24 protein-coding genes are annotated in these 22,033 nt (G+C 69.7%); 10 read left to right on the forward strand and 14 right to left on the reverse strand.

Features of this window, described 5'->3' with window-relative positions; genetic code table 11:
* Window positions 1-127: 127 nt before the first annotated feature.
* The 6 genes from BLQ49_RS19310 to BLQ49_RS19335 form a co-directional block, all read right to left on the reverse strand.
* The gene (locus tag BLQ49_RS19310) at window positions 128-727 is read right to left on the reverse strand and encodes a CarD family transcriptional regulator (RefSeq protein ID WP_091718609.1); all 600 of its coding nucleotides are present in this window, start codon (window positions 725-727) and stop codon (window positions 128-130) included.
* A gap of 504 nt (window positions 728-1,231) precedes the next feature.
* Window positions 1,232-1,570, reverse strand: coding sequence for a ferredoxin FdxA (gene fdxA, locus BLQ49_RS19315; RefSeq protein ID WP_091718611.1), 339 nt, complete (start codon window positions 1,568-1,570; stop codon window positions 1,232-1,234).
* A 217-nt stretch (window positions 1,571-1,787) separates the two neighbouring features.
* On the reverse strand, window positions 1,788-2,081 hold the full coding sequence (locus BLQ49_RS19320; RefSeq protein ID WP_091718613.1) for an RNA-binding S4 domain-containing protein: 294 nt from the start codon (window positions 2,079-2,081) through the stop codon (window positions 1,788-1,790).
* Window positions 2,082-2,091: 10 nt separating this feature from the next.
* Window positions 2,092-5,415: a helicase-related protein gene (locus BLQ49_RS19325; RefSeq protein ID WP_425284018.1), complete on the reverse strand. Its 3,324-nt coding sequence runs from the start codon at window positions 5,413-5,415 to the stop codon at window positions 2,092-2,094.
* 90 nt (window positions 5,416-5,505) lie between these two features.
* Window positions 5,506-5,823 carry a hypothetical protein gene (locus BLQ49_RS19330; RefSeq protein ID WP_091718617.1) on the reverse strand — a complete coding sequence of 106 codons (318 nt, stop codon included), beginning with the start codon at window positions 5,821-5,823 and terminating at the stop codon, window positions 5,506-5,508.
* A 29-nt stretch (window positions 5,824-5,852) separates the two neighbouring features.
* Window positions 5,853-6,413 (reverse strand): TetR/AcrR family transcriptional regulator, encoded by a 561-nt coding sequence (locus BLQ49_RS19335; RefSeq protein WP_244507684.1) that lies wholly within the window; start codon window positions 6,411-6,413, stop codon window positions 5,853-5,855.
* Window positions 6,414-6,563: 150 nt separating this feature from the next.
* On the opposite strand from BLQ49_RS19335, the gene BLQ49_RS19340 reads away from it, so the two are divergent.
* Window positions 6,564-6,920, forward strand: a complete 357-nt coding sequence (locus tag BLQ49_RS19340; RefSeq protein ID WP_091718620.1) for a darcynin family protein — start codon at window positions 6,564-6,566, stop codon at window positions 6,918-6,920.
* Between the two features lie 102 nt (window positions 6,921-7,022).
* Here BLQ49_RS19340 and BLQ49_RS19345 read toward each other — a convergent pair whose 3' ends face one another.
* Both BLQ49_RS19345 and BLQ49_RS19350 read right to left on the reverse strand, forming a co-directional pair.
* On the reverse strand, window positions 7,023-7,313 hold the full coding sequence (locus BLQ49_RS19345) for a DUF1330 domain-containing protein (protein ID WP_091718622.1): 291 nt from the start codon (window positions 7,311-7,313) through the stop codon (window positions 7,023-7,025).
* A 75-nt stretch (window positions 7,314-7,388) separates the two neighbouring features.
* Complete coding sequence (locus tag BLQ49_RS19350; RefSeq protein WP_091718624.1) at window positions 7,389-8,339, reverse strand: DUF3108 domain-containing protein; 951 nt, start codon at window positions 8,337-8,339, stop codon at window positions 7,389-7,391.
* 340 nt (window positions 8,340-8,679) lie between these two features.
* Between BLQ49_RS19350 and rpmB the strand changes: the two genes are divergently transcribed.
* Window positions 8,680-8,982 carry a 50S ribosomal protein L28 gene (gene rpmB, locus BLQ49_RS19355; protein WP_091718626.1) on the forward strand — a complete coding sequence of 101 codons (303 nt, stop codon included), beginning with the start codon at window positions 8,680-8,682 and terminating at the stop codon, window positions 8,980-8,982.
* 357 nt (window positions 8,983-9,339) lie between these two features.
* Here rpmB and cobT read toward each other — a convergent pair whose 3' ends face one another.
* From cobT to BLQ49_RS19375, 4 genes are all read right to left on the reverse strand, one after another.
* The gene (gene cobT / locus BLQ49_RS19360; protein WP_091718629.1) at window positions 9,340-11,247 is read right to left on the reverse strand and encodes a cobaltochelatase subunit CobT; all 1,908 of its coding nucleotides are present in this window, start codon (window positions 11,245-11,247) and stop codon (window positions 9,340-9,342) included.
* 6 nt (window positions 11,248-11,253) lie between these two features.
* A complete protein-coding gene (locus BLQ49_RS19365) occupies window positions 11,254-11,763 on the reverse strand; it encodes a DUF29 domain-containing protein (protein ID WP_091718631.1) in 510 nt (169 codons plus the stop codon).
* A 5-nt stretch (window positions 11,764-11,768) separates the two neighbouring features.
* The gene (gene cobS / locus BLQ49_RS19370; RefSeq protein WP_091718633.1) at window positions 11,769-12,752 is read right to left on the reverse strand and encodes a cobaltochelatase subunit CobS; all 984 of its coding nucleotides are present in this window, start codon (window positions 12,750-12,752) and stop codon (window positions 11,769-11,771) included.
* 208 nt (window positions 12,753-12,960) lie between these two features.
* Window positions 12,961-13,584 carry a J domain-containing protein gene (locus BLQ49_RS19375; RefSeq protein ID WP_091718635.1) on the reverse strand — a complete coding sequence of 208 codons (624 nt, stop codon included), beginning with the start codon at window positions 13,582-13,584 and terminating at the stop codon, window positions 12,961-12,963.
* A gap of 100 nt (window positions 13,585-13,684) precedes the next feature.
* Between BLQ49_RS19375 and BLQ49_RS19380 the strand changes: the two genes are divergently transcribed.
* From BLQ49_RS19380 to BLQ49_RS19395, 4 genes are all read left to right on the forward strand, one after another.
* Window positions 13,685-13,981, forward strand: a complete 297-nt coding sequence (locus tag BLQ49_RS19380; RefSeq protein WP_091718637.1) for a BolA family protein — start codon at window positions 13,685-13,687, stop codon at window positions 13,979-13,981.
* A gap of 121 nt (window positions 13,982-14,102) precedes the next feature.
* The gene (gene arfB, locus BLQ49_RS19385) at window positions 14,103-14,534 is read left to right on the forward strand and encodes an alternative ribosome rescue aminoacyl-tRNA hydrolase ArfB (RefSeq protein ID WP_091718639.1); all 432 of its coding nucleotides are present in this window, start codon (window positions 14,103-14,105) and stop codon (window positions 14,532-14,534) included.
* A 237-nt stretch (window positions 14,535-14,771) separates the two neighbouring features.
* Window positions 14,772-15,143: a MerR family transcriptional regulator gene (locus BLQ49_RS19390; RefSeq protein ID WP_091718641.1), complete on the forward strand. Its 372-nt coding sequence runs from the start codon at window positions 14,772-14,774 to the stop codon at window positions 15,141-15,143.
* Window positions 15,140-15,574, forward strand: a complete 435-nt coding sequence (locus tag BLQ49_RS19395; protein ID WP_244507685.1) for a carboxymuconolactone decarboxylase family protein — start codon at window positions 15,140-15,142, stop codon at window positions 15,572-15,574. Before BLQ49_RS19390 ends, BLQ49_RS19395 begins: the two co-directional genes overlap by 4 nt.
* A gap of 58 nt (window positions 15,575-15,632) precedes the next feature.
* On the opposite strand, the gene BLQ49_RS19400 is transcribed toward BLQ49_RS19395, so the two are convergent.
* Together BLQ49_RS19400 and BLQ49_RS19405 are read right to left on the reverse strand one after the other, a co-directional pair.
* Window positions 15,633-16,427, reverse strand: coding sequence for a YoaK family protein (locus tag BLQ49_RS19400; RefSeq protein ID WP_091718643.1), 795 nt, complete (start codon window positions 16,425-16,427; stop codon window positions 15,633-15,635).
* A gap of 67 nt (window positions 16,428-16,494) precedes the next feature.
* Window positions 16,495-17,442: a class I SAM-dependent DNA methyltransferase gene (locus BLQ49_RS19405; protein WP_091718645.1), complete on the reverse strand. Its 948-nt coding sequence runs from the start codon at window positions 17,440-17,442 to the stop codon at window positions 16,495-16,497.
* A gap of 68 nt (window positions 17,443-17,510) precedes the next feature.
* Here BLQ49_RS19405 and BLQ49_RS19410 point away from each other — a divergent pair, with 68 nt between their 5' ends.
* The 4 genes from BLQ49_RS19410 to BLQ49_RS19425 all read left to right on the forward strand — a co-directional run bounded on the left by BLQ49_RS19410 (window position 17,511) and on the right by BLQ49_RS19425 (window position 21,929).
* Window positions 17,511-18,572, forward strand: coding sequence for a ligase-associated DNA damage response exonuclease (locus BLQ49_RS19410; RefSeq protein WP_091718647.1), 1,062 nt, complete (start codon window positions 17,511-17,513; stop codon window positions 18,570-18,572).
* On the forward strand, window positions 18,569-20,449 hold the full coding sequence (locus tag BLQ49_RS19415) for a cisplatin damage response ATP-dependent DNA ligase (protein ID WP_091718649.1): 1,881 nt from the start codon (window positions 18,569-18,571) through the stop codon (window positions 20,447-20,449). Before BLQ49_RS19410 ends, BLQ49_RS19415 begins: the two co-directional genes overlap by 4 nt.
* Window positions 20,446-20,925, forward strand: coding sequence for a secondary thiamine-phosphate synthase enzyme YjbQ (locus BLQ49_RS19420; protein WP_091718651.1), 480 nt, complete (start codon window positions 20,446-20,448; stop codon window positions 20,923-20,925). The genes BLQ49_RS19415 and BLQ49_RS19420 overlap by 4 nt, the downstream gene beginning before the upstream one ends.
* A gap of 212 nt (window positions 20,926-21,137) precedes the next feature.
* Window positions 21,138-21,929 (forward strand): flagellar hook basal-body protein, encoded by a 792-nt coding sequence (locus BLQ49_RS19425; RefSeq protein ID WP_091718653.1) that lies wholly within the window; start codon window positions 21,138-21,140, stop codon window positions 21,927-21,929.
* Window positions 21,930-22,033 lie beyond the last annotated feature (104 nt).

Consider the following 22,033-nt stretch of genomic DNA (forward strand, 5'->3'; position numbering starts at 1 on the left):
ATCCAGTCCAGCCCCGCGGGCGCAAAAACGTCGCGCCTCTCGCGGACAACCCACGGTCTGACGAACGGTCCAAGAAAAACCCGGCCGCCGGGGCCGGGTTTGTCGTCGTCTCAGCGTTGGGCTTCGCTCAGGCGGCTTCTTCCTGGATGTCGTCGCCGTCGCTCTCACCCTCGGCCTCGGGCTCCGCCTCGCTCTTCGCCCGGCGGGGCGACTTCGCAAGGCTCTGCTCGATGAGCTTCAGGGCCTCGGTCTCGGTGATGCGGTTCACCGAGGAGATCTCGCGCACGATCCGGTCGAGGGCCGCCTCATAGAGCTGGCGCTCGGAATAGGACTGCTCGGGCTGCGCCTCGGAGCGGTAGAGGTCGCGCACCACCTCGGTGACCGCCAGCAGGTCGCCCGAATTGATCTTCGCCTCGTATTCCTGAGCGCGGCGCGACCACATGGTGCGCTTGATCCGGGCGCGACCGGTCAGCAGGTCGAGCGCCTTCTTCACCAGCTCCGGCTCGGCCAGCTTGCGCATGCCGACGCTGTTGGCCTTCGCGGTCGGGACACGCAGGACCATCTTGTCCTTCTCGAACGAGACGACGAACAGCTCAAGCTTGTAGCCCGCGATCTCCTGCTCCTCGATCGCGGTGATGCGACCGACGCCGTGGGCCGGATACACGACAGCCTCGCCGGTCTTGAAACCTTGCCGGCCTGCGGTCGTCGTCTTCTTGGCTGTGGTCATGCGAGAAGGGCCTCCACTGGCGCGCAGCGTTCAATGCCGCACGAAACCGTGTTCTTCCCGGGCGGGACACCCGGTTTGCCTCGCCGCTCCCGGAGCCCACGCCAGATGCGAGGGCCCGGACATTCCCCGGCGCGGCCGTGCAAAAGCCTGGAGCGTCCGCCGGGGTAAGCCCCAGCGGTCGATCGCGTACCACTCCTAACCCACGAACATCGAAGACGTTTCGGCTGGAGGAAGCACGTCAGGCGCGAGCGACGGCAGGCGGATTGTCTACCACAATCCGGCGCGCAGAGCAAAACATCCCTGAAGACGCGCGTGGGCCACGACGCTGCGTCCTGACGTTTTACACTCCTGCGGCGAGACAGAAATGAGCCCACCGCGGATCTGGGTTTCGCTCGTTGCGGACCAATCCGATGTGGAGGGCCAGGGCAAACCTATCCACACATTGCCTCGGATTCCACAGGTGCGGGACGAAGAGCGCTGATGTTCCGCCGGTGACGGCTGCGCTCAGTCGCCCGAGCCAGGGTTGGGCGAGAAGTAGGCTTCAAGCTTTCCGGACTTGCCGTCCCACTCCTTGGCGTCGGCCGGGGCTTCCTTCTTCTGCGTGATGTTGGGCCAGGTCTTGGCGTAGTCGGCGTTCAGCTTCAGCCACGTGTCGAGGTTCGACTCGGTGTCGGGCTTGATCGCCTCGGCTGGGCATTCCGGCTCGCAGACGCCGCAATCGATGCACTCGTCCGGATGAATGACGAGCATGTTCTCGCCCTCATAGAAGCAATCGACCGGACAGACTTCAACACAGTCCGTATACTTGCACTTGATGCAATTGTCGGTGACGACATAGGTCATCGGATATCTGCGTCCTCAAACACGACTTGCCCCGGGCGGAGCCTCGGGTTGGCCCGCACGCCCGGGTTGGCACTGCGAGGGAATGCCGGTGCGGCCCGGCACGAGGCCGGACTTCGGAGGCAACGGCTCTAGACGTTGGCTCCCGGGCTGACAAGCGCGCGGGCGCCGCATCCTGCCCGGGCTCGAGCGCTGTTCCCGCGCCTGTGGCCGTGCCTCATCACTCCGGATGCTCCGACGCGGCGGCATTGCCCGAGAGGTCGGCGTAGAGCAACCGGGCCTCGGGGGCCGGACCCCGCCGCAGGCCGAGGCCGATCACCCGCACCGCCAACGTGGCGTGGGGGGCAGCCACCGTCACCACGTCGCCGATGCCGATGCCCTTGGCGGGATTCTCGGCCCGCAGCCCGTTCACCCGCACGAAGCCGTCGGATGCCAGCCGCGCCGCGAGGGAGCGGGTCCGCGCGAAGCGGGCGAACCACAGCCACTTGTCGAGGCGCTGCCGGTCCTCCCGCATCCCCGGCGGATCAGCGCTTCCCGCCGTCGCCAGCTTCGAGCTGCGCCTTCAGCGCGGCCAGCTTGGCGAAAGGCGAATCCGGGTCCGGCGCCCGCTCGCGCCGCGGCGGCCGCTGGTCGGGCCGCGGCCCGGCATGGCGCTGCTCCGCGTGGCGCTGGTCGTCCCGCCGTTGGTCGTCCCGGCGTTCCGGCCGGCCACCCTCGAAGCGGTCACGGCGGGGGCCGCGATCCCGTCCAGGGCGGGGGCCGCCTTCGCCCTCGGCACGACGCTGCTCCGGCCGCCCGCCCTCCGGACGGCCTTGCCCCGGGTTCTGGCCCGGCTGACCACCGTCTCGGCCCCGGCCCCCCGCACCGCGCGGACGGTTCTGCGGACGCTGATGCGCCGGGCGCTGATGACGCTGGAGGCGCCAGACCTCGATCGTGGGAACCTCGGCCTCGGTCTCACCCTCGGTCACGGGGGCGTCCGGTGCGGGCTCCTCGGTCCCGGCGACCGCCTCGCCAGGATCCGCCGTGGCGGGTTCCGGCGCCGTCGCTTCCGCGGCGGTATCAGGTGCCTCGGCCGCGGGCTCACCGACAGCCGGATGTTCCTCGGCCGGTCCCGCGGTCGCGACCGCGTCTTCCGGGCGTTCAGCCTCCGCGGGAGCCGCCTCGACCGCGGCCTCGCCAGTCGGAGCGTCTTCACCGGCGGCTTCGGGCGTCCCCTCCGCCCCTGCCTCTGCCTCTGCGGACGGGGCCTCGTCGCCGGTGGGCTCTGCGGCATCCGCCTGCGCGGTCACGGCCTCGTCGGAGGACGCGTCGGCGGCGACCGTCGCGGCGGGCGTCGTGGCGGCGGCGGGCACCAGAGGCACCGTGATAGCTGGACCCGGCCGGGTTTCCGCATTGTAGCCGAGCGACTTCAGGATCGAGGCGAAATCCTCGCCCGAGCAGCCGACCAGCGAGGTCATGCCCACGGTCGCCACGAACCCGTCGCCGTCGGCGGTGCCGTCCGGCGGGGCGCCCGGGGTGGTGCCGGGCCGGTAGGCGATCGCCGGGCGGATCAGGTCAGCGAGCCGCTCCAGGATGTCGACGCGCACCGCCCGCTCGCCGCTGACGCGGAAGCCGGCTGCCCGGTAGAGGCCCTTGGCGATCTCGCGATCGACCTTGATCGAGGTGCGGCCGGAGCCCGCCAGATGCGCGATCTCGTCGAGGCCGCGCTGATCGAGGCCGCCGTTGCGTAGGGCCCAGAGTTGGGCCGCGAGCGTCCGCGGCGCCGGCTTCAGCAGGGCCGGCAGGAAGATGTGGTAGGCGCCGAAGCGGATGCCGTGGCGGCGCAGGGCCCCGCGGCCGTCCTGATCGAGGCTGCGCATCTCGTGCGCCACCTTGGAGCGCTCCAGGACGCCCAGTGCCTCGACCACCTGATAGCCGATCCCTTTGGCGAGGCCGGTCAGATCGGCGGCCGTCTCGATCTCCATCAACGGCCCGAGCAGGCGCACGATGTGGGCCTTCAGCCACGCATCGAGCCGCGCCTCGACCTTCTCGCGGTGCGCGCCGGTCAGGCTGTCATCGGCCAGCAGACGAATCTGCGGGGCGAACAGCTTTTCGCCGGGGGTGAGCTTGGCGACGGGGGCCCCGGTCCAGCGGATCGTGCCGTCATGCGCGAGCACGAGGGTCGAATCGGCTGTCGCCGAGAACCGCTCGGCCCGGGCCTCGATCTCCCCGGCGAGCGCCTTCTCGGCGGCGCTCCTCAGGGTCTTGGCCTCGTGCCCCTCGGCGCTGGCATCGGGAACGAACAGGAATCCGTGAAGGTGGCCGACATGCTGACCCTCGACGGTGACGTCACCGTCGGCGGTAATCTGGGCTTCGAGCATCGTGTTCTCTCTCAGGCGCCGCATCAGGACGCTTGTGCGCCGGTCGACGAAGCGGCTCGCGAGGCGTTCGTGCAGGGCGTCGGACAGTCTGTCCTCTACCCGACGCGTCTCGCCCTGCCAATGTTCTGGGTCGCGCAGCCAGTCAGGACGGTTTGCAACGAACGTCCAAGTGCGTCCCTGGGCGATCCGGCGGGACAGGGTATCGATGTCGCCGTCGGTCCGGTCGATCATCGCGACCTGCTCGGCGAACCACGTGTCAGGGATGCGCCCGGCCATCCCCTTCATGAGGAAGCGATAGAGCTGGGCGACCAGATCGGCGTGCACCTGCGGGTGGACCTTGCGGTAATCCGGCACGCCGCAGGTGTCCCAGAGGCGCCGGACCGTGGCGGTGCTGCGCGCCATGTCGCGGATATCCTCTTCCTTCATGAGGATCTCGAGGGCCTGCTGATCCTCGCCCATGGGGGCGCGGGTCAGGCCTGATTCGCGTGGGTGCTCGTCCAGGCTCGCCTGCAACCCCTCCAGGCTGCCGAAGCTCAGATCCGGGTTGCGCCATTGCAGGATGCGCAGGGGATCGAAATCGTGGCTCTCCAGCCGCTCGACCAGCTCGGCCTCGAAGGGCGGGCAGCGCCCGGTGGAGCCGAAGGTGCCATCCGAGAGGTGGCGCCCGGCCCGACCGGCGATCTGGCCCATCTCGGCGGGGGTGAGCTTGCGGAAGCGGGTGCCGTCGTACTTCCAGTTGGCGGCGAACGCGACGTGATCCACGTCGAGGTTGAGGCCCATGCCCACGGCGTCAGTGGCGACGAGATAGTCGACGTCGCCTGCCTGGTACATCTCGACCTGGGCGTTGCGGGTCCGCGGCGACAGGGCGCCCAGCACCACGGCGGCGCCGCCGCGCTGGCGGCGGATCAGCTCGGCGATCGCGTAGACCTCCTCGGCCGAGAACGCGACGATGGCGGTCCGCCGGGGCAGGCGCGACAGGCGCTTCTCCCCCGCGAAACTGAGCTGCGACAGCCGCGGCCGGGTCGTGGTGTGAACGTTGGGGATCAGGCTCTGGACCAGCGGCAGCATGGTCGAGGAGCCGATCAGCAGGGTCTCTTCCCGGCCGCGGACGTAGAGCAGGCGGTCGGTGAAGACGTGGCCGCGGTCCATGTCGGCGGCGAGCTGGATCTCGTCGATGGCGACGTAGGCCACGTCGAGGTCGCGGGGCATCGCCTCGATCGTGCAGATCCAGTAGCGCGGCCGGTCCGGTTTTATTTTCTCTTCCCCGGTCACCAGCGCGACCTTTTCCGGGCCGACCTTGGCGACGACGCGCAGATAGACCTCCCGGGCGAGCAGCCGCAGGGGAAGCCCGATCATCCCGGTCGGGTGCGCGAGCATCCGCTCGATGGCGAGATGCGTCTTGCCGGTGTTGGTCGGCCCGAGGACCGCGGTGACGCCGCGGGCGCGGGCGTCACGGGACAGCGAGCGGCTGGACGGGGGGCGGAGCAGCGCGTCGATGGTCGGCGGTTCCTTCGAAGGGGAAGGCCGTCGCGGCGCCGTCGCGGCGCGGGCGGGGAGGGGTGGTATCGGCCGGTCGCGTCAGGGACGATAGGGCCGCATGGATCTGCCCCCATATGGGATGCCGCCGCCCCCAGGTCCAACGGGTCCACCCTGCGGCGTGACGAGCGGGTAGACGTCGATCTGCGTCGTCGGCGTCCCCGGCTGGGGCGCGAGGTCGGCGCAGAGCGTATCGGGCATCGCCACCAGGGGGCCGCGGCGATGCTCGACGATTTGTGCGGAGGAGAAGGCGTCGCCGCCGCAGCTTGATTCCGCGGTGCCGGCGGTCAGCGGCTGGGCGAGGACCGGGCCGGTGAGCGCGGTGACGGCGAGGGCGATTCGGAGGATCGGCAGGCGCATCCGGGCATTATCGCGCGGATCGTGAAGATTTAGGCCACGGCCTGCGGCAGGCCGAGATAGCCGTGCACGGCGCGCAGGACGCGGCGTTCCAGGGCCTCCCCGTCGCGCTCGCCGCGCTCGCCCGCGGCGTCGACCATGCCCCGCACGAGGGCGAAGAGGTCGCCCGCGGCGGTCTCGGGCTCGGCCGGCAGCCCGGCGCCGAGGAGCGCCAGCAGGGCCAGCAGGGCCAGCAGGGCGGTCGTCAGGTCCCCGGCGACGGAGCCCAACGTGTCGGCGAGCTGGAGCCGGCTCTCCTCGCGGTCGAGCAGCAGCGCGAGGCGCGGCCGCGCCATCTGGTGGGCGACACAGGCTTGGACGATCCGCCGAAATCCGTCTTCCGGCGTCGCGGCGCTCGGCGCAGCGCGCACCGCCTCGATCAGCAGGGCGGTCTCCCGCGCCACCAGGGCCGCGGTCAGGGCGTCCTTGCCGGGAAAATACTGATAGACCGAGCCGATCGACACGCCGGCCCGCTCGGCGACGGCGTTGGTCGTGTAGCCGTCGAGGCCCCGCTCCTCCAGAACGCGAGCCGCGCCCTCCAAGATCGTCCGCACCGTCTCGGCCGAGCGGGATTGTCCCGGACTTTTCCGGGGCTTGAGCGCAGGTCGTCGCGGTGAAGCGGCACTCATGAACGCGAGTTCGTCACCGCGCCGGCCGGGGGCATCATCACGGCGTTCCCACAGACTTCTGGAGCGCAGAACCCCATGTCCGACAAGACCTTCGATCCCAAGCTCACCGTCTTCATGCTGGTGAAGACCTCTCCTGAATGGCTCGCCCTGTCGATTGACGATCGGTTCGCGCGGATGCGCGCGTCGTTCGAGCCGATCCTGCGCCAGCACGCCGACGCCGTGCGGCTCCGTTTCTACGACGCCGAGTTCTACACCGCCCGCCTCACCGACCTCTGGGTCTGGGAGGCCGCCGATCACCACGCCTACGAGCTCGTCGTCGAGGCCCTGCGCGAGACGGCGTTCTGGGACCGGTGGTTCTCGATCGTCGAGATCATCCCGGCGGTGGAGAACGCCTACGCGACGAATTACGGCCGGGCCCCGCTGGCGGCCTGACCGGTGAACGAGGGGGCGGCCCAGAGCTCCTGGCAGAACGCCCGGGCCCCGGGCGTTCTCGCTCCGGCCGCGACAGCGCAGCGGGCGTTTCGTGAGAGGCTCTCAGTCCACCCCCTCGACCAGCACCACCTCGCCGATTCCCGCCGGCCGGCGCTTTTCGATGGCGGCCTGATACTCGGGCGAGAAGTAGTAGGTGCGCGCCGCCTCGTAGGATTCGAATTCCAGCACGACGTTGCGCGGCCGGGCCTCGCCCTCCAGCGCCTCGCTGCGGCCGCCGCGCACCAGCGGGGTGCAGCCGTACTTGCGCATGGCCTCGGAGGCCATGGCGGCGTATTCCTTGTAGGCGTCCGGATCGGTGACCGTCATCCGGACGATGATGTAGCCCTTGGGCATGGTTCGGCTTTCCTGGCGCGGCTGTCGCGCCGGGCGGGAGTGCCGAGAAATAAGCCGCTGGTCAAAGTCCGCTCGCTACTGCGCGGGCAGGCTCGCCTGCGCGACGCTGGTCGCGTTCGGTTCGGCCCCGGCCGTCCCGGTCGTGCCCGCGGTGCCGCTCTGGGTCCAGCGCGTCGCCTCGATGATGTTGGTGCCGATCGTCGTCAGCACCGAGATGCGCAGCGGAAGCAGCACCCGCGTCCCCTCGACGGGGGCGAGCCAGACCGACATCTCGCGGTTGTCCTCCATGAACTTCACCCCGGGCCGGTCCGGCCGGTGTCCGGCCACCGCCTGGTAGCGCGCGTTGCACACGAGAACCTGGCCGGCATAGCCGGGCTTCTGCACGGGCCGCGTCTCGGCATAGCTGAGCACCACGTTGAAGCGGGTCGCGCCGTCGAAGACCGGCAGGGTCCGGTTGCAGTTCGCCGGGTCGAGCGGCTCGCCGCGCCCCTGGATCGGCATCAGCAGCGCGCTCACCGGATCGAGGATGCCGCGCGTGCTGGCGGGGGTGACCGGCACGCGGTCCTGCATGTCGATGAGCGGCGGCGTGATCTCGGCCTGCACGACGTTCCCGTGGGCCAGCGCCATGCGCACGGCGATGCCGGAACTCGCCGTATGGGTGGCGATCGAGAAGGCGCCGGGTTGGGGCACTGCCGCGAAGGTGCCGGAGGCCCGGGCCGAGCCCTTGCCGCCGGTGATCGCGCCGACGAGGCCGGTGAGAACCGCCGACACGTCCATGAGGTAGTGGTCGCGCTCGAAGGAGCCGGCGAGCCGCGCGGTGCCGATCGGCAGGCCGGCGAGGTTGATGCCGTAATCGACCGCCACGGTGGCGGCAGCCGGTGCCGTCGTCCGCTTCGATCGGCCGGCGCGCGCGGCGACTTCGGCGGGCGCGACGAGCGCCGCGACCGCGAGGGCGCTGGCGACCAGCCGTCCGGCGGCGTGCCGCGTCAGCGGCTTGATCGTCCGATGGTCAGGCGTGGCGCTCATGATCCGGATCGCATCCCAGGACGAGCGGCCGAGGATGTAGGTCCCGCGTCCGCCCTCTCGAACACACCCGCCGGCGGCATCCTCGCGATGCCCGAAGCCGGGTGAGGCGCCTTCCTGCGGGTGGAAGAAGGCTATATCCCGGCATCGTGGTTAACAGACCGTTGGACCGTTTGCGCCGACCGGCACCTTGACGCGGCGCCCCTGCGTCGCCTATAGGCTCGCGCCTTCAACAGGACTCCGCCGGACCTGGAACCGCATTGGGCACCGCCCGCTGCGACGACGATCGCGCCGCTGCGATCGGGTCTTCATCGAGCGGAACGAGACGGGATCTTAAGTCATCATGGCGCGCCGCTGCGAACTCACCGGCAAGGCCGTTCAGGTCGGCCACCTCGTGAGCCACTCGAACCGCAAGACCAAGTGCCGGTTCCTGCCGAACCTGTGCAACGTCACTCTCCAGTCCGACGCGCTCGGCAAGCGCGTGCGCCTGCGGGTCACCGCGCATGCCCTGCGCTCGGTGGAGCACCGCGGCGGGCTCGACGCCTTCCTGATCAAGGCCGGCGAGGGCGACCTGTCGCAGACCGCCCGCCTCCTGAAGCGCGAGATCCACAAGAAGCTCGCCGAGGCTCCGGCCGAAGCGGCCTGAACCTTCGGGCTTCACCGTTCCTGAGCGGATGGTTTCAACCGCCGTGGCCATGAAGGCTGCGGCGGTTTCTGCGCTTGTCTGCGGCAAGCCAGTCAGTCCGGGCAATCCCAAGCTCGGCCGCAGGCTGCCGTCAATTTAAGGCTGATGCCACTGCGCCGTCTCTGCGAGCGGAGCGAAGCCATCCAGGCGGCGCCACGTTGACAAGCCCCGCGCTACCCTGGGTCACTTCGCTGCGCTCGTGATGGCGAAGGGGCTTCGACATCCAAGTTGCGAACACGAACCGTATGGAGGTTCGGTCCGGATCAGCCGGCTTCCACGACACGAATCGCCTGTTGCGCGCGGCAAGGCGGGACCTGATTACCGCCGGCCGCCCGCCGCGCGCAGCATACGGCCCGTCGGCACGGCCTCGCCGTTCTCCTCGAACAGCTCGGCGAGCTTCTCGGTCATTGCGCCGCCGAGCTCTTCCGCATCGATGATCGTCACGGCGCGGCGGTAGTAGCGCGTCACGTCGTGGCCGATGCCGATGGCCAAGAGCTCCACCGGCGAGCGCGTCTCGATCTCCTCGATCATCCAGCGCAGGTGCCGCTCCAGATAGTTGCCGGCATTCACCGAGAGGGTCGAATCGTCCACCGGCGCGCCGTCGGAGATCACCATCAGGATCTTGCGCTGCTCCGGCCGGCCGAGCAGGCGCTTGTGCGCCCAATCCAGGGCCTCGCCGTCGATGTTCTCCTTGAGCAGCCCCTCGCGCATCATCAGCCCGAGGTTTTTCCGCGCGCGCCGCCACGGGGCGTCGGCCGATTTGTAAACGATGTGGCGCAGGTCGTTCAGCCGGCCGGGATTCGGCGGCTTACCGGCGGCGAGCCACGCCTCGCGGCTCTGGCCACCCTTCCAGGCCCGGGTGGTGAAGCCTAGGATCTCCACTTTCACGCCGCAGCGCTCCAGCGTCCGCGCCAGGATGTCGGCGCAGGTCGCCGCTACGGTGATCGGCCGGCCGCGCATCGAGCCCGAATTGTCGAGGAGCAGCGTGACGACCGTGTCGCGGAAATTCGTGTCCTTCTCCTGCTTGAAGGAGAGGGGCTGGTAGGGGTCGATGACCACGCGGACCAGCCGAGCCGGGTCGAGCTGACCCTCCTCTAGGTCGAAATCCCAGGCGCGGTTCTGCTGGGCGAGCAGCCGCCGCTGCAGCCGGTTGGCGAGGCGCCCGACCACGCCCTGAAGATGCGAGAGCTGCTTGTCGAGGTAGGAGCGCAGGCGCGACAGCTCGTCGGCGTCGCACAGCTCCTCGGCGTGGATGACCTCGTCGAACTTGGGGTTGAACACCCGGTACTCGGGCCCGCGCGCCTCGTTGCCCTGCCGCTGGGGCGGGCGCGAGGCCTCGGAGGCCTCCTCCGATTCGGCGTCCTCGGATTCCTCCGGCAATTCGCCCGACGGGGCGTCGGCGGATTCCTGGGCGCCCTCCTCGATCTCGTCGGAGGCTTCTTCCGAAGTCTCGATCTCGGCGCGCTCGCCCTGGCTCTTCTCCTCGGAATCGCCCTCGCTCGGGTTCTGCTCGTCGTCCTGGGCGTCGTTCTCGTCGTCGTTCTCGTCGTCTTCCGCGTCGAACGGCGTCTCGTCCGACATGTCGAGCGAGGTCAGGAGCTCACGCACCGAGCGGGCGAACTTGCGCTGGTCCTCGATCGACCCGAGCAACCCATCGAGGTTCGGGCCGGCCTTGGCCTCGATATGCTCGCGCCACAGCTCCACGATCTTGACCGCGGCCTCGGGGGGCTGCTGGCCGGTCAGGCGCTCGCGCACCATCAGGGCGACGGCGTCCTCCATCGGGGCGTCGGCGCGGTCGGTGATGTTCTCGTACTTGCCGCCGCGGTGGTAGCGGTCCTCCAGCATCGCCGAGATGTTGCTGGCCACGCCCACCATCCGCCGCGAGCCGATCGCCTCCACGCGCGCCTGCTCGACCGCGTCGTAGACTGCCCGGGCGGCGCTGTTCTCGGGGGCGAGGCGGCGGTGGACGGCGACGTCGTGGCAGCCGAGGCGCAGCGCCATGGCGTCGGCATTGCCGCGCAGCACCGCGACGTCCTGGGCCGACAGCTTGCGCGGCGGCTCGGGCAGGCGGGCCTTGTCGCCGGTGAGCGCCGGCCGGTCGGTGGCGTAGGTGACCTCGACCTCGGAGCGCCGGGCGATGGCGCGCAGGCACCCGGCCACCGAGCGCTTCAGGGGCTCGGCCACGGGTTCGCGGCGCTCGCCGGGCTTGCGGTTGGAGATGGACATGCGGGGCTACGTCTTCACCGAGTCGAAGTCGAAGGGGCGCTCGAGCAGATCATCCCACGTATAGGGACATTCCGGTGGGAACTCGCTGGGCAGGAGGTGACACTCGTCCGCCGCCCAGTTGCGGGAGATCGGATAGATGTCGTCCCGCATCGTATCGAGATGCGGCTTCAGGCCCGGATTCTTCCGAAGAATCTTCGCGTACCGCAGGCGCTGCTCGCGGATCGAGTAGATCCAGCTCGGCGTACGCTTCTCAGGCTGCTGATCCCACTTGAGCATATGCATGATGAGAACGCGCAGCGCGCTTTCCAGCTGACTATACTGCGCGCTGCCCACGTCGCTCAGCTCCTCGGCGATATTGTCGAGGTCGAGCGCGTCCACCCGGCCGGCGCGGAGCAGCGCCACCTGCTCCTGCACCCAGGTATAAAGGTCATCCCCGTAGCGCGTGCGAGCGGACGAGGACGCGGTCGGCACGTCCATCACATCGGTCTCGGCCGGGCGCGCCACGGGCTCCTCCATGCGGGTCAGCTCAGCGCGACGTTCACCGCGCTCTCGGGCAGCTCCTTGCCGAAGGCGCGCTGGTAGAACTCGGCCACCAGCGTCCGCTCCAGCTCGTCGCACTTGTTGAGGAAGGTCACCCGGAAGGCGAAGCCGATATCCTGGAAGATGTCAGCGTTCTCGGCCCAGGTGATCACCGTGCGCGGGCTCATGACGGTCGAGAGATCGCCGTTCATGAAGGCGTTGCGGGTGAGATCCGCCACGCGCACCATCCGGTTGACGATGTCGCGGCCCTGATCGCCCTTGTAGTGCGTCGCCTTGGACAGGACGATGTCGACCTCGCGGTCGTGCGGCAGGTAGTTCAGGGTCGTGACGATCGACCAGCGGTCCATCTGGCCCTGGTTGATCTGCTGGGTGCCGTGATAGAGGCCCGACGTATCGCCGAGGCCCACCGTGTTGGCGGTGGCGAACAGCCGGAAGGCCGGGTGCGGGCGGATCACGCGCTTCTGATCGAGCAGCGTCAGCCGGCCCGAGAGCTCCAGCACGCGCTGGATCACGAACATCACATCCGGGCGGCCGGCATCGTACTCGTCGAACACCAGGGCGACGTTGTTCTGCAGCGCCCAGGGCAGGATGCCGTCCTGAAAGGCGGTGACCTGCTTGCCGTCCTGCAGGACGATCGCGTCCTTGCCGACGAGGTCGATGCGCGAGACGTGGCTGTCGAGGTTGATGCGGATGCACGGCCAGTTCAGCCGGGCCGCCACCTGCTCGATATGGGTCGACTTGCCGGTGCCGTGATAGCCGGTGACCATCACGCGACGGTTGCGCGCGAAGCCGGCGAGGATCGCAAGCGTCGTCTCCCGGTCGAAGATGTAGTCGGGGTCGAGATCGGGGACGTGCTCCTCGGACTCGGCATAGGCCGGGACCTTGAGGTCGAGGTCGATGCCGAAGACCTCGCGGACGGAGACGGTGCGGTCGGGGAGCCGGGCGGGCGTATCGTCAGAGCGCATTCGGAACCTCGTAAGGCGCGGACGCTCCACTCCCAATCAGTGAAGCATCCGCGCGGAAGAACGTCGAGCCGGGCCTCCGCGGCGGGGCGGAGCCATTCTTAGACGGCGGCGCGTTCCCGCGCCACCGACCAGCCTGGACACCATATAGGGCTGCGCGGCGCGGTTTTCCCTATTGGGAGATAGAACCGACGTGCATGCATCGTGCCGGTCAGCAGAGGCCGGCGGCCCGGAGCACATCGTGGGCGCGGATGATGTCGCGCAGTCGCTCCTCGAAGGAGCGGTCGCCGCCATTGGCGTCGGGGTGGAAGCGCTTCACCAGCACCTTGTACTGCGCCTTGATGGCGGCCGTGTCGGCGCCCTCCTCAAGCCCCATCACGTCCAGCGCCCGGCGCACCGTCGCCGAGTGGCGTGGCTTCTCCGGTTCGGGCTGGCGGGCGCGGCGGCGCGTGTCGTTGACGCCCTCGCCGCGCAGGATGCCGAGCGGATCGACATAGGCCCAGTCGCGCGCCGGCTCGTTCGCCGGTTTGGCCTGGCCGCTCTTGTTCACGCCCATCGCCCAGGTCGGGCGATGGCCGATGATCGCGTCCTTCTGGTAGGCCTGCACGGCGGCGTCGTTCATGCCGTCGAAGTAATTGTAGGTCGCGTTGTAGGCGCGCACGTGGTCGATGCAGAAGCGCCAGTACTGGCCCTCCGCCTTTCGGCCCTTCGGCGCCCGATAAAGGCCTGGCTGCGTGCAGCCCGGATTCTCGCAGCCGCCTTCGACCGCGGCCTTCGGCTCGTCGCAGGACGGTTTAATCCGGATGCTGTCGAACAGGCGCGAGTTGAGATCCATGACGGGCCGATTATGAGGGGGCGGACCAGAGACACAAGGGCGTCGGGCCTGATGACGCATGCGCGGGATCGGGCTTGACGGATGAGAGGGACACGACGCGATGGCGGACGGGGCGAATGGGGGCGGCACGCTCCGCGACTGGATGGAGGCGCGGCTGCGCGAGCAGCTGGCGCCGGAGCGGCTCGACGTGATCGACGAGTCGCACCTGCATGCCGGCCACTCCGGGGCACGCCCGGGGGGCGAGACGCATTACCGGCTCGACATTGTCGCCTCCGCCTTCGCGGGCAAGAGCCGCGTCGAGCGGCACCGCTTGGTGAACGCGCTGATGGAGGAGGCGTTCAAGCGCGGCCTCCACGCCCTCGCCCTGCGGGCACGCACACCGGAGGAGGCGGCCTGAACCCTGGGGGCACCGACACCGTTGGGGATTGCCGTTCGGGGATCACGAGAGACGATATGGCGATCCGGGTCCGTGTTCGCATCCCCGCCTGCGCCGGTGACGGCCCCGTTCGGAGGCCGCCATGTCGTTGCGGGTGACGCCGCGCATCGCCATTGCGGACGATGAGATCGAGATGTCGTTCCTGCGCGCCTCCGGGGCGGGCGGCCAGAACGTCAACAAGGTCGAGACGGCGGTGCAGCTCCGCTGGCCGGTCCTTGCCTCGCCGTCCATCGACGACCGGGTGAAGGCGAACCTCGTGCGGCTGGCCGGGCGGCGGATGACCAAGGATGGCGTCCTCGTGCTCACCGGGCAGCGGCATCGGACGCAGGAGCGCAACCGGGCGGAGATCCTGCAACGCCTCGTCGACCTCGTGGCCGAGGCCGCCAAGCCGCCGCCCCCGATCCGCCGCGCGACGAAGCCCACCCGGGGCTCGCAGGAGCGACGCATCGGGGCGAAGAAGAACCGCGCCACGATCAAGCAGGGGCGGGGCAACGTCCGGGATTCGGAGGGCTAACGGAGGTTTCGGCCGTCTTTGATCGGATTGCGGCAGGTATGACGACCGCAAACTGCGCCGTGGTTATCGCCGATCCTCACTCCCTGTCTGACTCACGGATCTGCAGTCCTCCATCCGAGTCTGAACCCTCTGGAAAAGGGCGCTTTCCCCTCCCCGCAAGGAGGAGGAGAGCGCTACGCCATTGACCTGGAGCGCGCTCCAGCACGTACACCGCTCCGGCGCCAACGAATCGTGCCGATGAAGATCAGCGACTTCTCCCGACGCAGCGGCCTCAGCATCGATACCCTTCGCTATTACGAGCGGATCGGCTTGCTGCCGCGCACCGCCCGCGATGGCGGCGGACGGCGCAGCTACGGGGCGGACGACCTCGCCTGGGCGTGCTTCCTCGGCAAGCTCCAGGCCATGGACATGCCGATCCGCGAGCGGCTCGCCTACAGCCGCCTGCGGTCGGAGGGCGACGCCACCCTGGCCGCGCGGCGCGCCATGCTCGAAGCGCACCGGGCGGCCCTCATCGCACGCCAGGAGGAGCTTCGCGGCCTGGTCGCGGCGCTCGACGCGAAGATTGCGCATTACCGCGATCGCGAAACCCAGAGTGGAGACAGCCAATGATGGTCGATCAATGCACCGTGATGGCCGGCGCGGCGGCGCTTCCGCCGGCCGAGGGATCCGCAAGTCCGGATCGCTACCAGCGCGGCCTCGACCAGCTCCGGGCCATCAGCGGTCCGCAGGGTGCCGCGGTGGTCGAGAGCCTGAACGACATCGCCCCCGATCTCGGCCGCTATATCGTCGAGTTCGCCTATGGCGATGTGTTCGCGCGTCCGGGCCTCGACGTGAAGACGCGGGAACTCGCCACGGTCGCGGCCCTGACCGCCATGGGTACGGCCGCCCCGCAGCTGAAAGTCCATATGCAGGCGGCCCTGCGTGTCGGGGCCTCCCGCCAGGAGATCGTCGAGACGGTGATGCAGATGATCCCCTATGCCGGCTTCCCGGCCGCGCTCAACGCCATCAGCACCGCGCGGGATGCCTTCGCAGCCGCGTGAGCCCCAGCAGGGCGAAGGTCGCGGAACGCCAGCGCGCCGCGACCTTCGCCCGGATGCCTCAATGGATCGCGTCGATCACCGCGGCCTTCGGGTTCGCGTCGGGGGCAGGCGACGAGCCCGCCACCAGGGTGCTACCCGGCCTGGCGATGGTCAGCGCGATCGCGATCAGCGCCAGGATGGCCGCCAGGGCCGCCGGAAACAGGAAAGCCGATTCGCCGTAGCGGAGGTCGAGCAGCCCGCCGAGCACGGCGCCGGTGCTGAGCCCGGCCCAGAGCGGCGCCTGGATCCAGAATGACGGCGCGACCGTCCCAAGCAGGAGGTTGGCGCAGCCGGTGCCGAAGCGCACCACCGCGCCGGTGACGTAGGTCAGCGCGATGGAGCGGCCGCCCTCATCCTGAAGCGTCGCGTTCTGGAGCCCCAGGGCCAGCACGATCGGGTAGGCGTGGAGTGGATACGCGAAGGTGCCCCACGGCATCAGCAGCCCGCCGGCCAGCAGCAGCGCCTGGAGGGTGAGCAGCACGGCGAGCCGCCAGCGCCCGACCCAGGCGGCGATCAGCGTCCCCAGGAAGGCGCCGAAGCAGAAGATGCAGATCGTGCTGGCGACCCGGGTGACGTTCTCCCAATCGGCATTGGCCACCGCCACGCCGAAGCGCGTGGTGTTGCCCGACATGAACGACATGAAGAGCTGCGAGAATTCGAGGAAGCCGATGGAATCGGCGCAGCCCGCCAGCATGGCCAGGGCGATGGCGAAGGGGATGCGGGTCCGCGGATCGGCCGGGAAGGACTTGTCGGCTGGCGGTTCGGGCTTGCGTTCCGGCACGCCAAGACCCGTCCGATTGCCATAATCCGCCATGCTGTTCCCCGATACAGCGGCCGCACCCATCGCGACCGACTGACAATGGACGAATAGCGAGACCGTTTCATGCCGCAGTGCGGCGTAACACAACGACGCGGCCCGGCACCGGCATGCCGGCCTCCCGTCGGACTCCGGCCGAATGCAGGGTGAGGATTTCGAGGCCGGCAGCGGTCACAGTCTCCGCGATGTGGCCATCGGCATGGGCGTAGCGCCCATCGGCGCCCAGGATCGCACCGGACCCGTCATGGGACTGCACCGTGAAGGCCGCGAGCCCGCCCGGACGCAGGGCGCGGCCGATCCCCGCCAGGACCGGGCCGAGATCCGCCACGTAGATCAGCACGTCGGCAGCGAGGCACAGGTCGGCGGAGTTTGCCGCTCCTCCCGCCAGGAACGCACCGAGTTCGCCCTCGACGAGGCGGTCGTAGAGCGGGCGGCCCTGCCATGTCTTGGCGCGGGCCAGGGCCAGCATGGCCGGCGAGAGGTCGACGCCCGTCAGGTGATCGACCCGCCCGCGGATCGCCGCGCCCATCAGGCCGGTGCCGCAGCCGAGATCGAGGGCCGTGCCGAAGCGCTCGGGCAGGCGGGGGAGGGCGTCGCGGACCAGGTCCGGGCCAATATAGGCGAGGCCCCCGACCAGATGGCGCTCGAAGCGCGGTGCGTAGCCGTCGAACAGGGCCTTCACGTAGGCGGGGGAGAGGGCCGGAAGGCCATCGCCCGCGCCCAGGCGGACGAGCTGGGCCCGGACGCCCAACGTATCGTCCGGGTCGATGTCCAGGGCGCAGGCATAGGCCCGGGCCGCGGCGTCGCGCAGCGCCGGGTCGCCGCGCGACGCAGAAAGCCCCTCCCGCGCCCGGCCGAGCAGCAGCCAGGCCGGCGCGTAGCGCGGGGCGATCTCCAGAACCTGCTCGGCGAGGTCTGCGGCGGCGTCATAGTCGCCGTCGTCCAGGCAGGCCTCCGCGTAGCGATAGCGGCGGTCGGCGAGGAGGTCGCCGGAACTGTGCTGCGGGGCCATGCGTCTGCCGGTTCGGGGGCGCCACTATATCGGGGCCACCGGCGGACTCCACCGGCAGCACGGACCCGATGCCGATACGCGCCAGCGATCTCCTCACCCTGACCCGCGAGGGTCTCTACTGCCCCCTCGGGCGCTTCCATGTCGATCCGACCTGGCCGGTGGAGCGCGCGCTGATCACCCACGGCCACGCCGACCACGCCCGCTCGGGCCACCGCCACGTGCTGGCGACGCCCGAGACCCTGCGGATCATGGCGGTGCGCTACGGCGCGGACTTTTGCCAACATCGGCAGGAGGCGCGTCTGAGCGAAGAGATCCGCGTCGGCGACGTCACCGTGCGCTTCGCCCCCGCGGGCCATGTCCTCGGATCGGCCCAGATTGCGATCGAGCGGGAGGGCGCCCGGGTGGTGGTCTCGGGCGACTACAAGCGGGCGCCGGACCCGACCTGCCTGCCCTTTGAGGTGGTGCCCTGCGACGTGTTCATCACCGAGGCGACCTTCGGCCTGCCTGTCTTCACGCATCCCGACACAAGAGGCGAGGTGCGCAAGCTCCTCGACTCCGTCAGGCTGTTCCCGGAGCGCGCCCACATCGTCGGCGCCTACGCACTCGGCAAGGCGCAGCGGGTGATGGCGCTGCTGCGCGAGGAGGGCTGGGACCGGCCGATCCATCTGCACGGCGCGATGGAGAAGCTCACCGCCCTCTACAAGGAGGAGGGCATACCGCTGGGCGATACCCCGAAGGTGGTGGCGGCCGATCGGAAGGATCTGCACGGGGCGATCGTGATCTGCCCGCCCTCGTCGATCCAGGATCTGTGGTCGCGAAAATTTCCCGACCCGGTGACCTGCTTTGCCTCCGGCTGGATGCGGGTGCGCGCCCGCGCCCGCCAGAAGGGCGTCGAGCTGCCGATGGTGATCTCGGACCATTCCGACTGGCCGGACCTGTGCCGCACCATCCGCGACACCGGCGCGGGCGAGGTCTGGGTGACGCACGGGCAGGAGGACGCGCTGGTTCACTGGTGCGGGACGCAGGGCATCCGGGCGAAGCCGTTGCATCTCTTGGGGTATGGCGACGACGGCGAGGCTGAGCCTTCGCCCGCGGAGCCCGGTACGGGGACGACGGAGGCGGCCGCGTGAACGAGTTCGCCCACCTCCTCGACCGCCTCGCCTACGAGCCCCGCCGCAACGCCAAGCTGCGGATGCTCCAGGATTATTTCGCCCGCACGCCCGACCCGGAGCGTGGCTACGCGCTCGGCGCCATGACCGGCACGCTGAGTTTTCGCGAAGCCAAGCCGGCGCTGATCCGGGGGCTGGTGGAGGAGCGGATTGATCCGGTCCTGTTCCGGCTGTCGCACAATTACGTGGGCGACCTCGCGGAGACCACGGCGCTGATCTGGCCCACCACGCCCCTCCCTCCCCCCTCTGCGGGGGAGGGTGGCCCCCGAAGGGGGTCGGGAGAGGGGAGCGACGGGGCAGAATACGACTCGGCCTTCACGTCGGGCGAGCCCAAGCCTGCGACGTCGCTCCCCTCTCCCCCCCTGCTGCGCAGGGTACCCTCCCCCGCAGGGGGGGGAGGGGATCCGCCTGCCGGGATCGGCCACAACAACCCACCACCCCACGTCCCGACCCTGGCCGAAGTCGTGGAAACCCTCGCCACCATCCCCAAGCGCGACCTCCCCCAGCACCTCGCCAACTGGCTCGATGCTCTCGATGAAACCGGGCGCTGGGCGTTGCTGAAGCTCGTCACCGGCAATCTCCGCGTCGGCGTCTCAGCGCGGCTTGCCAAGACGGCGGTCGGTGCCCTCGGGGGCCACGATGCGGACGCCGTCGAAGAGGTCTGGCACGGGCTGACGCCCCCCTTCGAGACCCTGTTCGCCTGGGTCGAGGGACGGGCCGAGCGGCCCGAGACCCTGAACCCGGCCCCGTTCCGGCCGCCGATGCTGTCCCACCCGATCGAGGAGGAGGCCGATCTCGACAAGCTGGAGCCGGAGGCGTTCTCGGCCGAGTGGAAATGGGACGGCATCCGCGTCCAGCTCGTCGGCGGCCGCGACCGGGCGGGGGTGCAGGTCGGAAAGATCTATTCCCGCACCGGCGAGGACATCACCGGCGCCTTCCCCGATCTCGCCGAGGCGATCACCTTCACGGGCACGCTGGACGGCGAGTTGCTGATCCTGCGCGAGCGCCGGGTCCAGAGCTTCAACGTGCTCCAGCAGCGCCTCAACCGGAAGGCGGTGACGGGCAAGCTCCTCGAGGAATTCCCCGCCCACGTGCGGGCCTACGACCTTCTGACCCTCGACGGCGACGACCTTCGGGCCGACCCGTTCGTGGAGCGTCGGGAGAAGCTGGAGGCCCTGGTCACGCGCCTCGATCACGCCCGCATCGACATCTCGCCGCTCGTACCCTTCGCCGATTGGGAGGCACTCGCCGCCGCGCGGGCCGATCCGGCCTCAGTGGGGGCGGGCGAGGATGCCGAGGCGATCGAGGGCATCATGCTCAAGCGCCGCAACAGCCCCTACCTGCCGGGCCGCCCGAAGGGGCCGTGGTGGAAGTGGAAGCGCGAGCCGCACATCGTCGATGCCGTGATGATGTACGCCCAGCGCGGCCACGGAAAGCGCTCGTCCTTCTATTCGGACTACACGTTCGGGGTCTGGCGCGAGGCCCCCGAGGGTGGCGACGAACTGGTGCCGGTGGGCAAGGCCTATCACGGCTTCACCGATGCCGAGCTCGCCAAGCTGGACCGCTACGTCCGCAACAACACCACCAAGCGGTTCGGCCCGGTGCGCGAGGTCGCCCATGGGCTTGAGGCGGGGCTCGTACTGGAGATCGCCTTCGAGGGCGTGCAGCGCTCGACCCGGCACAAATCCGGGGTGGCGATGCGTTTTCCTCGGGTCAGCCGCATCCGCTGGGACAAGCCCCCTGCGGAGGCCGACCGGATCGACGTGCTGGAACGCATCCTCGCCCGGGGCGAGCGCGAGGTCGCGCCGGGGTCGACATTGCTGGAGACGGACGCATGAGGCAGGGCAGAGGGCAGGGCAGGATCGGTGCGGTGGAGATGCTGGCCTCCGGCGCGGTGGAGCGCCACGCCAGCGGGCGGCTCACCATCGCGACGGCGGGGCAGGGGTTTACGGATTTCACCGACGCGGTGGCGGCGTTCGTTCGCGACAGCGGCCTCCGGGATGGGCTGGTGACGGTGTTTTGCCGGCACACCTCCGCCTCGCTCACCATCCAGGAGAACGCCGACCCCGACGTTCAGACCGACCTGATGACCGCCCTCGACGGATTCGCGCCGCGCCATGCCGGCTATGTCCACGGAGCTGAGGGGCCGGACGACATGCCGGCCCATATCCGCACGCTGGTGACCGATTCGGCCCTGACTATCCCCCTGGTCGATGGCCGGCTGGCACTCGGCACGTGGCAGGGAATCTACCTGATCGAGCACCGCGACCGGCCGCATCGAAGGGAGATCGTGCTGAGCGCGATCGGAGCGTAAGGCCAGTTCGGCCTCTCCTCGCGCCGTCATCGCGAGCGCAGCGAAGCGACCCAGGGTCGCGCGATCGCGATCGATGAAGCACGGACTGGATTGCTCCGAGCGCGCTCGCACAGACGGCCGCAACACCAGCAACACACCGCCGGTTAACCATAGTGCGCGCCTATGATGTCCCGTCGGACGATTTCCCGCCGCTCCGACATACGGAGACCCCGATGAGCCTCTTCGCCGCGCTCTCGAACTCGATTTCCGGCGCGTCGGCGCAGTCCTTCGCGCTCAACAACATCTCGGGCAACATCGCCAATACGCAGACGGCGGGGTTCAAGACCACCGAGACCCATTTCGCCGACATGCTCGCACAGACCGAGGCCGGGACGCAGCCGGCGGGCGGCGTGGCGAGCAACACGCGCGACACGCTCGGCCTCCAGGGCACGCTGCAATCCACCGGGGTCTCGACCAACCTCGGCATCTCCGGCAACGGCTACTTCATCGTGCGGGAGAATACCGGGACCGACCAGAGCCCCGCCTTCAGCACCACCACAGCCTACACGCGGCGCGGCGACTTCTCGGCCGACGCCAACGGCTACCTCGTCAACGGCGCGGGCTATTATCTCTTCGCCGGTCCCTCGGCGTCGGCGCCGGTCACGGTACCCACGGGGGCCAACACCCTGTCGAGCCTCGCTGTCTCCCCCGCCGGGGCCCTCAGCGGGACCGCCGCGGATGGCAGCACCGTGCCGCTGGGCACGCTGACGCTGGCGCAGTTCGGCACGCAGCCGAACCTGACCGCCTACGAGAGCGGCACCTACGTGGCCAACGGCCAGTCCGAGACGCCGAGCTACGGCCTCAACGGTGCGACCGTGACGGCCGGCTCCGTCGAGCAGTCGAATGCCAGCATCTCGGACCAGTTCTCGAAGATGATCGAGACGCAGCAGGCCTACACGGCCAACACCAAGGTCATGAGCACCGCCGACCAGATGCTGCAGGACGCCATTGCGATGTACGCGTGAGGGCCTGACCTCCTCAGGATCCTGGTTTCCGAGAGGCCGTGCCCTCAAGCGGGTGCTCAGGGCAGAGCCCTGAGACGTTCACCAGGGCGCTGCCCTGGACCCGC

Origin of the sequence: Methylobacterium phyllostachyos, from assembly GCF_900103445.1 — a bacterium.
GTDB classification, from domain to species: Bacteria; Pseudomonadota; Alphaproteobacteria; order Rhizobiales; family Beijerinckiaceae; genus Methylobacterium; species Methylobacterium phyllostachyos.

Coding starts and splice junctions, on each gene's coding strand:
- BLQ49_RS19310 (WP_091718609.1), bottom strand. CDS start 727: ATGACCACAGCCAAGAAGACGACGACCGCAGGCCGGCAAGGTTTCAAG.
- fdxA (WP_091718611.1), bottom strand. CDS start 1,570: ATGACCTATGTCGTCACCGACAATTGCATCAAGTGCAAGTATACGGAC.
- BLQ49_RS19320 (WP_091718613.1), bottom strand. CDS start 2,081: ATGCGGGAGGACCGGCAGCGCCTCGACAAGTGGCTGTGGTTCGCCCGC.
- BLQ49_RS19330 (WP_091718617.1), bottom strand. CDS start 5,823: ATGCGCCTGCCGATCCTCCGAATCGCCCTCGCCGTCACCGCGCTCACC.
- BLQ49_RS19340 (WP_091718620.1), top strand. CDS start 6,564: ATGTCCGACAAGACCTTCGATCCCAAGCTCACCGTCTTCATGCTGGTG.
- BLQ49_RS19345 (WP_091718622.1), bottom strand. CDS start 7,313: ATGCCCAAGGGCTACATCATCGTCCGGATGACGGTCACCGATCCGGAC.
- BLQ49_RS19350 (WP_091718624.1), bottom strand. CDS start 8,339: ATGAGCGCCACGCCTGACCATCGGACGATCAAGCCGCTGACGCGGCAC.
- rpmB (WP_091718626.1), top strand. CDS start 8,680: ATGGCGCGCCGCTGCGAACTCACCGGCAAGGCCGTTCAGGTCGGCCAC.
- cobT (WP_091718629.1), bottom strand. CDS start 11,247: ATGTCCATCTCCAACCGCAAGCCCGGCGAGCGCCGCGAACCCGTGGCC.
- BLQ49_RS19365 (WP_091718631.1), bottom strand. CDS start 11,763: ATGGAGGAGCCCGTGGCGCGCCCGGCCGAGACCGATGTGATGGACGTG.
- cobS (WP_091718633.1), bottom strand. CDS start 12,752: ATGCGCTCTGACGATACGCCCGCCCGGCTCCCCGACCGCACCGTCTCC.
- BLQ49_RS19375 (WP_091718635.1), bottom strand. CDS start 13,584: ATGGATCTCAACTCGCGCCTGTTCGACAGCATCCGGATTAAACCGTCC.
- BLQ49_RS19380 (WP_091718637.1), top strand. CDS start 13,685: ATGGCGGACGGGGCGAATGGGGGCGGCACGCTCCGCGACTGGATGGAG.
- arfB (WP_091718639.1), top strand. CDS start 14,103: ATGTCGTTGCGGGTGACGCCGCGCATCGCCATTGCGGACGATGAGATC.
- BLQ49_RS19390 (WP_091718641.1), top strand. CDS start 14,772: ATGAAGATCAGCGACTTCTCCCGACGCAGCGGCCTCAGCATCGATACC.
- BLQ49_RS19395 (WP_244507685.1), top strand. CDS start 15,140: ATGATGGTCGATCAATGCACCGTGATGGCCGGCGCGGCGGCGCTTCCG.
- BLQ49_RS19400 (WP_091718643.1), bottom strand. CDS start 16,427: ATGGCGGATTATGGCAATCGGACGGGTCTTGGCGTGCCGGAACGCAAG.
- BLQ49_RS19405 (WP_091718645.1), bottom strand. CDS start 17,442: ATGGCCCCGCAGCACAGTTCCGGCGACCTCCTCGCCGACCGCCGCTAT.
- BLQ49_RS19410 (WP_091718647.1), top strand. CDS start 17,511: ATGCCGATACGCGCCAGCGATCTCCTCACCCTGACCCGCGAGGGTCTC.
- BLQ49_RS19420 (WP_091718651.1), top strand. CDS start 20,446: ATGAGGCAGGGCAGAGGGCAGGGCAGGATCGGTGCGGTGGAGATGCTG.
- BLQ49_RS19425 (WP_091718653.1), top strand. CDS start 21,138: ATGAGCCTCTTCGCCGCGCTCTCGAACTCGATTTCCGGCGCGTCGGCG.